Annotated in this window: 8 protein-coding genes; 3 read left to right on the forward strand and 5 right to left on the reverse strand. The window is 71.5% G+C overall.

What is annotated here, in order from left to right; translation table 11 throughout:
- Positions 1–41: 41 nt before the first annotated feature.
- Positions 42–1,190, reverse strand: a complete 1,149-nt coding sequence (locus tag F8566_RS31030) for an epoxide hydrolase family protein (protein WP_151565399.1) — start codon at positions 1,188–1,190, stop codon at positions 42–44.
- A 62-nt stretch (positions 1,191–1,252) separates the two neighbouring features.
- On the opposite strand from F8566_RS31030, the gene F8566_RS31035 reads away from it, so the two are divergent.
- The gene (locus F8566_RS31035; protein ID WP_151565400.1) at positions 1,253–2,212 is read left to right on the forward strand and encodes a helix-turn-helix transcriptional regulator; all 960 of its coding nucleotides are present in this window, start codon (positions 1,253–1,255) and stop codon (positions 2,210–2,212) included.
- A 9-nt stretch (positions 2,213–2,221) separates the two neighbouring features.
- Here F8566_RS31035 and F8566_RS31040 read toward each other — a convergent pair whose 3' ends face one another.
- A complete protein-coding gene (locus F8566_RS31040; protein ID WP_151565551.1) occupies positions 2,222–2,629 on the reverse strand; it encodes a PH domain-containing protein in 408 nt (135 codons plus the stop codon).
- A gap of 95 nt (positions 2,630–2,724) precedes the next feature.
- Between F8566_RS31040 and F8566_RS31045 the strand changes: the two genes are divergently transcribed.
- A complete protein-coding gene (locus F8566_RS31045; protein ID WP_151565401.1) occupies positions 2,725–3,654 on the forward strand; it encodes a Ppx/GppA phosphatase family protein in 930 nt (309 codons plus the stop codon).
- Here the strand turns inward: F8566_RS31045 and F8566_RS31050 are convergent.
- Positions 3,644–5,101, reverse strand: coding sequence for a polysaccharide deacetylase family protein (locus F8566_RS31050; protein WP_151565402.1), 1,458 nt, complete (start codon positions 5,099–5,101; stop codon positions 3,644–3,646). The two genes, F8566_RS31045 and F8566_RS31050, sit on opposite strands and share 11 nt — an antisense overlap.
- A 253-nt stretch (positions 5,102–5,354) precedes the next feature.
- Between F8566_RS31050 and F8566_RS52700 the strand changes: the two genes are divergently transcribed.
- Positions 5,355–7,859 (forward strand): protein kinase domain-containing protein, encoded by a 2,505-nt coding sequence (locus tag F8566_RS52700; RefSeq protein WP_151565403.1) that lies wholly within the window; start codon positions 5,355–5,357, stop codon positions 7,857–7,859.
- A 113-nt stretch (positions 7,860–7,972) separates the two neighbouring features.
- Here F8566_RS52700 and F8566_RS31060 read toward each other — a convergent pair whose 3' ends face one another.
- Positions 7,973–10,126, reverse strand: coding sequence for an MMPL family transporter (locus F8566_RS31060; protein ID WP_151565404.1), 2,154 nt, complete (start codon positions 10,124–10,126; stop codon positions 7,973–7,975).
- Between the two features lie 153 nt (positions 10,127–10,279).
- Positions 10,280–13,708, reverse strand: coding sequence for an error-prone DNA polymerase (locus tag F8566_RS31065; RefSeq protein WP_151565405.1), 3,429 nt, complete (start codon positions 13,706–13,708; stop codon positions 10,280–10,282).
- Between the last annotated feature and the right edge of the window lie 40 nt (positions 13,709–13,748).

The raw sequence follows: 13,748 nt of genomic DNA on the forward strand, positions 1-13,748 counted from the left end.
TCGTTTCGGTCGACGGCGGCTCCCCGTCAGCTTAGGTGAACCTAACCTCCCCGGACCAGGCGGAAGAACGCGCGGACGTCGTCCACGAGCAGATCCGGGACCTCCATGGCGGCGAAGTGGCCGCCGCGGTCGAACTCCGACCAGTGCACCACGTGGTGCTGGCGTTCGGCGAGGCGGCGGATCCCGGCGTCACCGGGGAACACCGCGACGCCGTGGGGGATCTTGGACGGCTCGACCGGCTGGCCCCAGTCGGTGGCGCCCTCCTTGTAGAGGCGCGCCGACGAGCCCGCGGTGCCGGTCAGCCAGTAGATCGAGACGTCGGTGAGCATCTGGTCGCGGTCGACGGCGTCCTCGGGCAGCTCGTGGGCGGGGTCGGTCCACTCCTTGAACTTCTCCACGATCCAGCCGAGCTGGCCCGCGGGCGAGTCGTGCAGCCCGAACGCGAGCGTCTGCGGGCGGGTCGACTGGATCATGGCGTAGCCGGCGCCGTCCTGGTCGGTGTAGAGCCCGTACCGCGCCCGCTCGGCCTCTGTGAGCCCTTCCGTCTCGGCCGGGTCGAACGTCGGGAAGCCGAGGCCGCCGTTCACATGAACGCCGACCACGTTGTCCGGGGCGACGCGGCCCAGCTCGGGGGAGACGAGGGAACCGGTGTCGCCGCCCTGGGCGCCGTACCGCTCGTACCCCAGGCGGCTCATCAGTTCCGCCCAGGCCAGGGCCACGCGCCGGAGGTTCCAGCCGGTCTCGCGGGTGGGCCCGGAGAAGCCGAAGCCCGGCAGCGACGGCGCCACGACATGGAACGCGTCGGCCGGGTCGCCGCCATGGGCGCGCGGATCGGCCAGCGGGCCGAGGATCTTCATGAACTCGGCCACCGAGCCGGGCCAGCCGTGCGTGAGGATCAGCGGGAGCGCGTCCGGCTCGGGGGAGCGCACATGCAGGAAGTGGATGTTCTGCCCGTCGATCTCCGTGGTGAACTGCGGGAACCTGTTGAGCGCCGCCTCATGCTCACGCCAGTCGTAACCGGTGCGCCAATACTCGGCCAGCTCCTTCACGTACGACACCGGCGCGCCGTACGACCAGCCGACCCCAGGCAGCTCGTCGGGCCAGCGAGTGCGCGCCAGGCGGTCACGCAGATCGTCCAGGTCGGCCTGGGGGATGTCGATATGGAACGGACGGATTTCGCTGTTGCTCATGCCGCCCAAGTTAAGAAAGGGTTAGGACAGGTTCGGACCTAGGCATTGGGCACTCTTGAGACATGCTGGAAACTTCGGCTCGGCTGCTCAGACTGCTCTCGCTCTTGCAGACCCGTCGCGACTGGTCCGGGGCGGAGCTCGCCGAGCGCCTCAGTGTTACCGCGCGGACCGTTCGCCGGGACGTGGAACGGCTCCGGGAGCTCGGGTATCCGGTGCACGCCACGGCCGGGGCGCCCGGCTACCGGCTCGGCGCCGGCACGGACCTGCCGCCCCTGCTCCTCGACGATGACGAGGCCGTCGCGGTCGCCGTCGGCCTGCGTACGGCGGCGGGCGGCTCGGTCTCCGGCATCGAGGAGACGTCCGTACGGGCGCTGGCCAAGCTGGAACAGGTGCTGCCGTCGCGCCTGCGCCATCGTGTGCACGCCCTGCAGTCGATGACCGTGCCGATGACGGACGCCGCGCCCGGCGTCGACCCCGCCGTGCTCACGGCGATCGCGGCGGCGTGCCGCGACCATGAGGGTCTGCGCTTCGACTACCGGTCGCACGACGGCGAGGAGAGTGTGCGCGCCGCCGAGCCGCACCGGCTCGTGCATTCCGGGCGCCGCTGGTATCTCGTCGGCTGGGACATCGACCGGGCGGACTGGCGGACGTACCGGGTCGACCGGCTGCGGCTCCGCACGCCGAACGGCCCGCGCTTCGTCCCCCGGGACCCGCCGGACCCGGACGTGGCCGCCTTCACCTCCCGCGCGATCTCCAGCGCCCCGTACCGCTACCAGGGTGTCTTCACGATGCACGCGCCCGCCGCGACCGTGGTCGGGCACATCCCCCCGACCATGGGCACGGTCGAGCCGATCGACGAGCACACCTGCACGCTCCGCTGCGGTGCCCACACCCTCAACGAGCTGGCGGTCTGGGTCGCCCTGATGGACGTCCCCTTCGAGGTCCACGAACCCCCCGAGCTCGTCGACCGCGTCAGCGCCCTCGCCGACCGCCTCACCGCCGCCGCACGATCACGGCGCTGACCTCGTGCGTCAGCCGCTGGTGTTGAGTCGCAGGAGTTCGGCCTCGACGTCCCGCACGTCCTCACCCAGGTCGAAGGTGCTGAGGAGGTGGAGGTCGTCCGTTGTCTCGATCTCCAGCAGGCGGGTGCGCATGAGGAGGCGCTGACGCTCGTCCACGCGGATCGCCGTCACGTCGGGCCAGGGGATGTGCCGCTTGCCCGCGTACCCGTTCACCACGGTCAGGCCGTCGGCGCCGGCCGTCAGCCGCACGGGGGCCAGCAGGTCGCGGAGGGCGAGCCCGCCGGCGCCGAGCGCGGCGATGCCGGCGAGGAAGACCAGTTGCGGGTCGTCCATCGACAGGGCGGCCAGCGCCGCCAGCGCCACGGTCGCGGCGCACTTCACCGCGATCTGGGGCGGCGGAACGCGCCAGCTGCGCATTTCGGTCACGGACGCAACGTTATCCGAGGCTGGGAGGCGCTTTAGGTGTGGTCCGGTGGCATTTGACGGTCTGTTGGTTCGGTAGCGTCATGCCCATGCGACTGGGAGTGCTTGACGTCGGTTCCAACACGGTGCATCTGCTGGTGGTGGACGCCCACCAGGGGGCGCGCCCGCTGCCGGCGTTCTCCCACAAGTCCGAGCTGAAGCTGGCGGCCCACCTCGAGGACGGCGACCGGCTCTCGGCGGAGGGGGAGGACCTGCTGGGCGCCTTCGTCGACGAGGCACTGCAGGTCGCCGAGGACAAGGGCGTGGAGAACGTCGTCGCCTTCGCCACCTCGGCGGTGCGCGACGCCGCCAACGGCGAGGAGGTCCTCGACCGGATCCGCGAACGTTCGCAGGTCGACATCAAGGTCCTGTCGGGGCCGGACGAGGCCAAGCTGACCTTTCTGGCCGTCCGGCGCTGGTTCGGCTGGTCGTCCGGGCGGCTGCTGGTGGTCGACATCGGCGGCGGCTCGCTGGAGATCGCGGCGGGCATCGACGAGGACCCGGATGCGTCGATCTCGCTGCCGCTGGGCGCCGGCCGGCTCACCCGCGACTGGTTCACCTCCGATCCGCCCCCGGCCGACGAGGTGCGCAAACTCCGCCGCCACGTGCGCGCCGAGATCGCCCGGCACGTCGGGGAGGTCGCGCGGTACGGGGTGCCCGACCACGCGGTGGCCACCTCCAAGACGTTCAAGCAGCTCGCACGCATCGCCGGGGCCGCTCCCTCGTCGGAAGGGCCGTTCGTCCGGCGGACCCTCCGGCACGAGGCGCTCACCGAGTGGACGGACAAGCTGGCCAGGATCACCGCGGAGGAACGCGCCGACCTTCCCGGCGTCTCCGAACGGCGCGCGAGTCAGCTCCCCGCCGGGGCGATCGTCGCCGACGCGGCCATGGACCTCTTCGGGCTGACCGAGCTGGAGGTGTGTCCCTGGGCGCTGCGTGAGGGCGTGATCCTGCGGCAGCTCGACATGATCACGGCCTGACGGCGCCGTAGCGGGCGCCGGGGGTGACTCGCTGCCCGGCGAGAAGTTCGGAGACCGTCACGAAGGTGTACCCCTTGTCCTGCAGGCGCTGCAGGATCCGCGGGACCGCGTCGACCGAGCCGCGGTGTATGTCGTGCATGAGGATGACCGCTCCCGGCCGGGCCTTCGACACCGCCCGGTCGGCGACGCCCCGGGGGTCATGGTCGTGACCGTCGTGGGTGTCCACGTCCCAGAGGATCTGCGGCATCCCGAGGGACCTGGCCACCTCGGCGACCGTGGCGTTGCCGGCGCCGTACGGAGGACGCAGCAACGTGGGGGCCTTCCCGGTCGCCGCCCGTACGATCTCGTCGGTGCGATGGATGTCGGAGTTCACCCGCATGGCGGGGAGCCGGCTGAGGTCCCGGTGGCTTTGCGTATGGTTGCCGATCTCGTGGCCTTCGGCGACCTCGCGGCGCAGCAGTTCGGGGACGGCGTCGGCGTTGGCTCCGACGACGAAGAACGTGGCGCGGGCCTTGCGTCCGGCCAGCATGTCCAGCAGCCGCGCGGTGTACGGGCCGGGGCCGTCGTCGAAGGTGAGGGCGATGCACTTGGCCTTGGCGCAGTCGGTCCGCGGGGACGTGGGACCCCGCGTCGAAGGAGCGGCGGAGGGGCGCGTCGTCACCGCCGGCGAGCGGAGGGCGAGCCTCGGCGGCGTGGCCACGGCGGCGTCGTGGGCGCGGCGGCCGAACTCCGACAGCAGCGGGCCGTAGGTGGCGTGGGGGAGCGCCGCCGCGATCCGGCCGGCGGCGCCGGGGGCGACGGAGTAGTCGCTGAACTCCACGACCATGTCGCCCTGTTCGTTGAAGACGATCGAGGTGAACGTGCTCGGATCCGCCCGGACCTGGGACGGGTTCGTCTCGGTGCCCAGCCGGGTGCGGACCACCTCCGTGAGAGCGGCCAGCCCGGCCTTGCCCTCGACCAGGGCGGCGGAGGGCCGGACGGCGCGCGCGGTCCCGTCGTACCAGAGGGTCTGCCGTGACTCCCCTCCTGACGTCCCCATGAACCGGTCCGAGACCAGCCGCACCCCCACGACGTCGCCCGACGCGGCGGCGAGCGACCACTGGACGTTGAGTTCGGGGACGTTCCCGCCCGGGAGCGTGCTGGGTTTTCTCGTGCTCGCCTTGAACGGCCGGATCTGGGCGTCCACCGCCCTGGCGAGCGCGCGGGTGAGCGGCTCGGCGCCGGCGATGCTGGGATATCCGGCGAAGAGACGGCGGTGGCGGTTCTGCTCGCTCCGCGTCACCGCGGTCAGGCCGGGTACGGACCCGGGGTCGATCGTGTGAACGGTGGTGACGTCGACGATCGCGTGCTGGGGCCGGTGCGCGGATGTTCCGGAGCAGCCCACCAGCAAGGCGAGCACGCCGACCCCGGGTGTCGCCAGAGAGAGCAGCCGTCTTCGCGTCAGCACACCGTCCCCCGATGACCTTGTGACCTGGTATGAAGCGATATGACTGGTTGGTCAGCGTATGCTGACAGAGGTGGCGAAACGGCGGATTCAGATCCGCCTCCCCGAGTTTTGCCGCGGATCGGGGCGGCCTTGACGCGAGCTTGACCTCTTCGGGCATCTGGCCTGAAAGGCGCTCCTCTGCCATCGTGTTGGAACGGGGTGGGGACTGTTTCGCGGACGGGCGGGCGGCCCCCGGGGTGCAAGGGGTGATCGCATGTCCGACCAACGGTCCCGGCCAGGCGCCGGGTTGCGGGACCTGCGTTCCGACGACCCGGCACGGGTCGGCCCGTACGAGCTCGAGGCCAAGATCGGCGAGGGCGGGATGGGCGCGGTCTACCTGGGCCGTGCACCCGCCGGCCAGCTGGTCGCGGTGAAGGTGGTCCGGCCGGAGCTGGCCGAGGACCGCGCGTTCCTGTCCCGGTTCAACGACGAGATGGCCAACGCCGAACGGGTCGCCTCGTTCTGCACCGCCCAGGTCCTCGACCACGGCGAGGACCTCGGCATGGCCTACATGGTCACCGAGTACATCGACGGCCCCTCCCTGCTCCAGCACATCCAGGAGAACGGGCCGCTGTCACCGGGCATGCTGCACGGCGTGTCCGTCGGCGTCGCCGCCGCGCTCGTCGCCATCCACTCGGCCGGGCTGGTCCACCGCGACCTCAAGCCGAGCAACGTGCTGCTGTCGATCTCCGGCCCGCGTGTGATCGACTTCGGTATCGCCCGGGCGCTCGACGCCGCCACGTCCCACACCAAGACCGGCCAGGTCGTCGGCACGCCCGGCTACATCGCGCCGGAGCAGATCCTGACCCAGCAGGTCTCGCCCTCGGTCGACATCTTCGCCTGGGGCTGCCTCGTCGCGTACGCGGCGAACGGCCGCAACCCGTTCGGCAGCGGCTCGTTCCAGATCATGGTGGGCCGTGCCCTGCACGCCGACCCCGATCTCGGCGCCCTCACCGATCCGCTGGCCTCGCTCGTGCGCACCGCGCTCAGCAAGGAGCCGGAGCGCCGCCCCTCCGCCCGCGAGCTGCTCCTTTCGCTGGTGGGCGGAGCAGGCAGCGAAGCTGAGATCACCACCCATCTGGGCGAGGGCTTCCCCGCCCCGCCCCTGCCGTCCGCGCCGCCCGCTCCCGAGCCGTCATCCCCGCCGGTCGGGAGCCCGCCGTCGCCCGTCAACCTTCAGGCCCCGCCGCCCGCAGCCCCGCAGGAGGCGCAGGAGCCACAGCAGGCGCCTCAGCCTCGCCCTTCGGGTGGAGACGCGGCATCGCCCATGGGCTGGCAGCTACCGGCGGCAGCGGCAGGGCCGCCGTCACCGCCCGCAGAACCACAGGCCCCGCCGCCTCCCGCCGAGCTCTGGGGCAACGTGGCAGAGTCGCCGGCCATGGGGGAGTCACCCCCGGGAGCCAACGGCGCGCTCGCGCCGCCTGAGCCGCGGGGTGGCTGGTCCGAGCACACGGATCCCGCGGGCGAGACCGTGACCGATCCGGCGATGCGACGGGGTGCGGTGCTGCCGCCACCCGGCCCGAGGCCCGAAGTCCCGCAGGCTCCGGCCCAGCATGCTCCAGCCCAGCAGGCTCCGGCTCAGCAGGCCTCGGCTGGCCACGCTCCGGCTCAGCAGGCCTCGGCTGGGCAGGCGCGGCCCGCCTCGCACGCCGAGTCCGCCCCGCCGATCCAGCCTGCCCGGCATGAGGCCGAGGCGCCGACGGAGCCCCCGGTGGCCAGGCCGGTTCCCAGGCAGCCGTCGCCCCGGGGTGAGCGGCCGAAGCGCAGCGGGTTCGTCGTGGCGGGAGCCGCCGCGCTGACCCTGGTCGCGGCGAGCGGAGCGGGCGCCGCGGTCTGGATGCTGCAGTCGGACGACAAGAAGGATCCCAACACCACCACCAATGGCAACCTGACCGCCGCCGGACCCGCGCCGTTGCCCACCGCTCCGATGTACGTACGGATCGACACCCAGAAGGGCTGGCCCAAGAAGTGTTACGGCGACATCGGCCGTTTCACGCCAGGGACGAAGAAGATCGAGCCGCTCATCACCGGCTCCACGTGCGACGTGCTGCCGGAGCGCTCGCCCGCCGGCGACAAGATCGCGTTCACCCGCAATGACGGTGACACCCACGAGGCATGGGTGGCGAACAGCAACGGCAGCAACCCGCGGAAGGTGAGCTCGGACCTGGCGGGCGGCCGGCTGACCTGGTCGCCGGACGGCACCCGGCTGGCGGGCATGGTCAAGGACGGCGACAACCGCCAGATCGCCATCATGACGATCGCCACCGGGAAGGTGCAGCGGCTCACCTCTGACAGCTCCGAGAAGGACGACCCCATGTGGTCGCCCAAGAGCGACACGCTCGTATTCTGGAGCAAGCGCGACGACGATCAGGCCATCTACACGCTCGACATCGCCAACCCCGCCACATGGACGAAGCGGAGCAAGGACGGTGTCACGGCCAACGACCCCGAGTGGTCACCGGACGGGACGAAGATCGCCTACACGCGCGGCGCCTACCCCAACGGCGACATCTGGGTGATGAACGCCGACGGCAGCGGCGACCGGAAACTCACCAAGGGCTCCCAGCACGAGATGGACCCCAACTGGTCCCGTGACGGCAAGTGGCTCGCCTACGTGCGCGGCCCGTACAGCGAGCCGCGCGTCCGGGCGATCCGGCTCGACGGCACCGGCGACACGGCGATCACCGACGACGCCGACATCGGCCACCCCAACTGGTAGCCGATGCCGGTGCCGGGCACGAGTGCCCGGGTGGGGACGGCGCGCGCCGGAAAGGCGTGTGGGACGGCGCGCGCCGTGCTCAGCGGGAGACCGTGCTCACCCGGAGACTGCGCTCACCGGGAGACCGAAGCGGTCTCGTCCTCGGCGGTCGCGGCGGTGCGCGGCTCGGGCTCGCGGGCCAGGGCGCTCGGCCACCACATGCGCGGGCCCAGGTCCAGGTTGAGCGCGGTGACCAGGACCGACCGCACGATGAACGTGTCGAGCAGCACGCCGAACGCGACGGCGAAGCCCAGCTCGGTGACGAACACCAGGGGTAGCGAGCCGAGCGCGGCGAACGTGCCGGCCAGGACCGCACCCGCCGAGGTGATGACGCCGCCGGTCGCGGCCAGCCCGATGAGCGCGCCGCGGCGCGTGCCGTGTTGCTTGGCCTCCTCGTGGACGCGGGTCATCAGGAAGATGTTGTAGTCCGTCCCGAGGGCCACGAGGAAGACGAACGCCCACAGCGGGAAGGACGGGTCAGACCCCGCGAAGTCGAAGAGGTGGTTGAACACCAGCGCGCTCACGCCGAGCGCCGCCGCGAACGACAGCACCACGGTCGCCACCAGGATCAGCGGCGCGACGAGGGCGCGCAGGAGCACCGCGAGGATCCCGAGGATGACCACGAGCACGATCGGGATGACGAGGTTCTGGTCGCGCCGGGACGCGTCGTTGATGTCCAGCGTGATGGCGCTGGCGCCGCCGACCTTGGCGTCCGCACCGGGGACCCGGTCGACCGCGTCGCGAGCCTGCCTGACGATCGAGAAGCCCTCGTCGGTGTCGGGCGGCGCGTTCAGCGTGCCCTCGAAGTAGACCAGGCCGTCCACGGGTTTCCCGACCGGTTTGACGTCGGTGAGCTTCGGCACGCCGGCCAGCGCCGACTGCACGCCGCTCGCCCCCGGCGCGTTCGCGATCACCTGGATCGGGGCGCCGGTGCCGGCGGGGAAGTGCGCGACGAGGACCTCCTCGCCCGCGACGGAGTCGGGTTTGCCGGCGCTGAACGAGTCCTTCTGCGCCAGGTAGTCGGTCTTGAGCCCAGCCAGCCCGAGCGCCATGGCGCCCAGCACGACCGCGGTGACGACCCACGTCAGGCGCGGATGCGGGGTGAGGAACGTGCCCACGCGGGCCCAGAACCCACGTTCGGCCGGCTCCTGCGATCCGTACCGCGGCCGGACCGGCCAGAACATCCACCGGCCGAAGATCACCAGGAGGGCGGGCAGCAGCGTGACCATCGCGGCCAGCGCCACGACCACGCCGATCGCCATCACCGGCCCCATGCTCTTGGTCGAGTTGAGCACCGCCATGAGCAGGCACATCATGCTCAGCGCCACGGTCGAGCCGCTGGCGATGATCGCGGGTCCGGCGCGGTGCAGTGCGAACGCCATCGCCTCGTGCCGGTCGCTGTGCCGGCGCAGCTCCTCGCGATAGCGGGCGATGAGGAGCAGCGCGTAGTCGGTGCCGACGCCGAACACCATCACGGTGAGGATGAACGCGGCCTGCCCGTTCACGGTCAGCCCCGCGTTCTCGGCCAGCAGGTAGACCACCGCCTGCGCCGCCTGCAGCGAGACGGCCACGCAGAACAGCGGCACCAGCCAGAGGACCGGGCTGCGGTACGTGATCAGCAGGATGACGACGACGATGGCCGCGGTGATGTAGAGCAGGGTCGCGTCGAAGCCGGAGAAGACGTTGCTGAAGTCGCCGCCGTACCCGGCCGGGCCGGTGACGTGAGCTTCGAGGCCCCCGCCTCCGGATTGCACGACGTCACGGAAGTCCTTGACCGCCGGTCCCAGAAGCTCCCAGCCGTCCTCGTCGACCTTGACGTTGACGAGCGTCTGGAGTGCCTTGCCGTCCTTCGAGGCCTGCGGCCCCTGGATGTTCTGCACGATCTTGCGGGGCGGGGCGTCGCCGGGAGGGTCCCCCGTCATCTGCGCCAGCTTGGCCGCGTCGGCCGTGGCCTTGGCGCGGTCCTCGGCGGTGATCGCGCCGCCGTCCCGGTGGTAGACCACCACGGCGGGGAACGTGTCGCTCGGGACGAACTTCTCCGCCAGTTCGACGACCTGGGTGGACTCGGCGTTGTTGGGCAGCCAGGAGGAGGTCTCGTTGCTCTGGGCGTCGGTCAGCTTGGACGCCAGCATCATGGCCGGGACGAAGAGCAGGATCCAGACCACGAGGACGATCCACTTGCTGATCCGTCCGCACGGGATGGACGAGAACCGGTACTCGCCGAACATGGAGGAACCCCCAGTAGGTGCGCCGCCCGCCCTCCCACACCTACGTCGGACATCTCTCCACGTCAAGACATATCGCGTTATTGAGAGTCCCTTTAAAAGCGACATTTCATGCCACGCCGCAGGTCAGAGCATATGCGACCAGATCCGGACACATCAGTGGAAGTTGCGCGACTTGACCTTGCCGGGGACGGGAAGCCGCCGCAGCCGCGTCGCCCGGACGCTGGTCACCCCGTCGGCCTTCTCCAACCGCCCGTTCACCAGCAGCGCCTGGGAGTCGACCGCCAGCCCCCGGTGGCGCTGGAACACCTGCGGCGGGCACGTCACATTGATGATCCCGGTCTCGTCCTCCAGCGTCATGAACACGATGCCGCCCGCCGTCGGAGGCCGCTGGCGGTGAGTGACGAGCCCGGCCACCACCACGTTCGTCTCACCGGGCACCGCCGCCAGCCGCGTGGACGAGAGGGCGCCGAGCTCGTCGAGCGCCTCCCGCACATGCGCCATCGGATGAGTGTGCGACACCCCCGTCGCCCACAGATCCGCCAGCGTCTCCTCGACCGGCGTCATGGGCGGCAACGCGGGAGCGGCCGCCCCGGGCGTGACGCCTTCCAACTGCCCCGGCCCGACACCTGCCAGGGCCCCCGCCGCCCACAAAGCCTCCCGCCGTCCAACCCCCGTACCTCGCCCGACACGCGCATCGCCCGCGCCCGGCACGTTGCTGAAGGCCCCCGCGCTCGGCACGTCGCTGAAGGCGCCCGCGGTGGCCAGGGACTCCAGAGCCGCTGAGGAGAGGGGGACGCGGCGGACCAGGTCCTCCATGCTCGTGTACGGGCGGCCTGCGGCGATCTTCTCGGCGACGTCGTCGCCCAGGTTGCGGATACCGGTGAGGCCCATCCGGATCGCGGGCTGGGGTTTCCCGGGCGCGTGCGGGTGGTCGCTGACGACCGGGACCGGTTCCTCCAGGGTGGGGTGGGCGTCGCTGGCGTTGATGTCCACGGGGCGCACCACCACGCCGTGGCGGCGGGCGTCGGCGTAGAGGGACTGCGTGCTGTAGAACCCCATCGGCTGGTTGCGGACGAGCGCGGCCGTGAAGGCGGCGGGGTGGTGGCGCTTGAGCCAGGAGCTCGCGTACACCAGGTGCGCGAAGCTCTGGGCGTGCGACTCGGGGAAGCCGAACCCGGTGAAGCCGAGGATCTTCTCGTAGATGTCCTCGGCGATGTCGGCGGGGATGCCGCGTTCGGCCATGCCCTCCAGGAGCCGGGTGCGCAGCCGCTCCACCCGTTCGGGCGCGCGCTTGGCGCCCATCGCCTGCCGCAGCAGGTCCGACTCGGCCGGTGAGAAGCCCGCGCAGTCGACCGCGAGCTGCATCATCTGCTCCTGGAACAGCGGGACGCCGAGGGTGCGGGCGAGCGCGTTCCGCATGAGCGGGTGGGGGCAGTCCGGGGGCTCGGCGCCCTTGCGGCGGCGCAGGTACGGGTGGACCGAGCCGCCCTGGATGGGGCCGGGCCGGATCAGCGCGACCTCCACCACCAGGTCGTAGAACTCGCGCGGCTTGAGCCGGGGCAGCGTCGCCATCTGCGCCCGCGACTCCACCTGGAACACCCCGACCGTGTCGGCGTCGCACAGCATGTCGTAGACGAGGGGATCTTCGGGTGGGATCGAGTGCAGGTCGTAGCGTTCGCCGTGGTGTTCGGCGACCAGGTCGAACGTGTCGTGCAGTGCAGCCAGCATGCCGAGGCCGAGCAGGTCGAACTTCACCAGCCCGGCCGCCGCGCAGTCGTCCTTGTCCCACTGCAGCACGCTGCGCTTGGCCTTCGTGGCCCACTCGATCGGGCAGACCTCGCCGACGGGCCGGTCGGCGATCACCATGCCGCCCGAATGGATGCCGAGGTGCCGGGGGAGCTTCAGCATGCGGGCGGCGAGATCGGTCACGGCGGTCGGAATCTCGGCCTCGGTGCCGACGGGGTCACGCGGGTCGATGCCCTTCGACCAGGCGTCCTGCTGCCCAGGGGAGAAACCCAGCGCGCGCGCCGCGTCCCGTACCGCCATGCGCGGCCGGTAGCTGATGACGTTGGCGACCTGGGCGGTGCACTTGCGCCCGTACTTGTCGTAGACGTACTGGATGATGTCCTCACGGCGGCGGTGCTCGATGTCCAGGTCGATGTCGGGCGGCCCGTCCCGACCGGGCGACAGGAACCGTTCGAAGAGCAGCCCGTGCCGTACGGCGTCGACACCGGTGATGCCGAGGGCGTAGCAGACCGCCGAGTTGGCCGCCGAGCCCCGGCCCTGGCAGAGGATGTTGCGGTCCTCGCAGGCCTTGACGATGTCGTGGACGATCAGGAAGTAGCCCGGGAAGCCGAGGTTCTCGATGACGTCGAGCTCCTTGGCGATCTGCGCGTACGCGCCGGGCGTCCTCTCGCGGCCGGGCGGCCCGTACCGCTTGAGCGCGCCCTCGGCCACCAGCTGCCGCAGCCAGCTCGCCTCGTCGTGCCCCTCGGGCACGGGCCAGTCGGGCAGGCGCGGCGCCACGACGTCGAAGTCGAAGATGCACGACCGTGCCAGCTCGACGGTGCGTTCGCGCACACCGGGGAACCGGGCGAGCCGGGCGGCCATCTCCGCGCCGGTGCGCACGTGCGCGGTGCCGCCCGCGGGCAGCCAGCCGACCATGTCGTCGAGGCTGCGCCGCGCCCGGACCGCCGCCAGGGCCTGGGCGAGCCGGGCGTCCGGGCCGGGCGCCGCGAAGTGCACGTTGTTGGAGGCGACGGCGCCGAGGCCGGTACGGGCCGCCAGCTCGAAGAGCACGTCGTTGCGCACGTCGTCGTCGGGCTGGTCGTGATCGATGAGCTCGACGAACACGTTGTCGCGGCCGAACATCTCCGTCAGCCGCCGCAACTCCCGTTCCGCCGCTTCGGGGCCACCGGGCTGTGTTCCACCCCCATGGCTACGCCCCGCCGCCCCCGAGAGCGCCGCCGGGACCGCGCCCTTGCGGCATCCGGTCAGCACCACCCAATGCCCGCCATGCGCGCCTGCCAGCTTGTCCACGTCGTACACCGGACGGCCCTTCTGGCCGCCGTCCAGCTGCGCGGCAGTGATCGCCGAGCAGAGCCGCGCGTAACCGGTGGCGTCGCGGGCGAGGACGAGCAGGTGCTCCCCGGCGGGATCGGGTTCGCCGGTCTGCGGGCCGGGCAGGCCGAGGCTGAGCTCGGCGCCGAAGATCGTGCCGACGCCCAGCTCGTTCGCCGCCTGCGCGAACTGCACCGCGCCGTACATCCCGTCGTGGTCGGTGATCGCCATCGCCTCCACGCCCAGCCGCGCCGCCTCCTGCGCCAGCGCGGCCGGCTCGCTAGCGCCATCGAGGAAGCTGAACGAGGAGTGACAGTGCAGCTCGGCCCACGGGATCGGGGGCCCGGAACGGCGGACGGCCGCAGGATCACGGCGCGGTTCAGGGGGATCCTGCGGCCGCCTGCCGGCCTTGTCACCGGACGACCCATCCGGGCGTTCGGCATCCGGGCGTTCGGCGCCGGGCTTCCAGGAGAGCCGTTTCTCGAAATCCCGCCAGGAGATCGGCGGGTTATGCCAGCCCACGGAACGTCTCCTCGGTCATCAGGCCGTTGTCAGCCATAGG

This window comes from Actinomadura rudentiformis (assembly GCF_008923185.1).
In the GTDB taxonomy this organism is placed as follows: domain Bacteria; phylum Actinomycetota; class Actinomycetes; order Streptosporangiales; family Streptosporangiaceae; genus Spirillospora; species Spirillospora rudentiformis.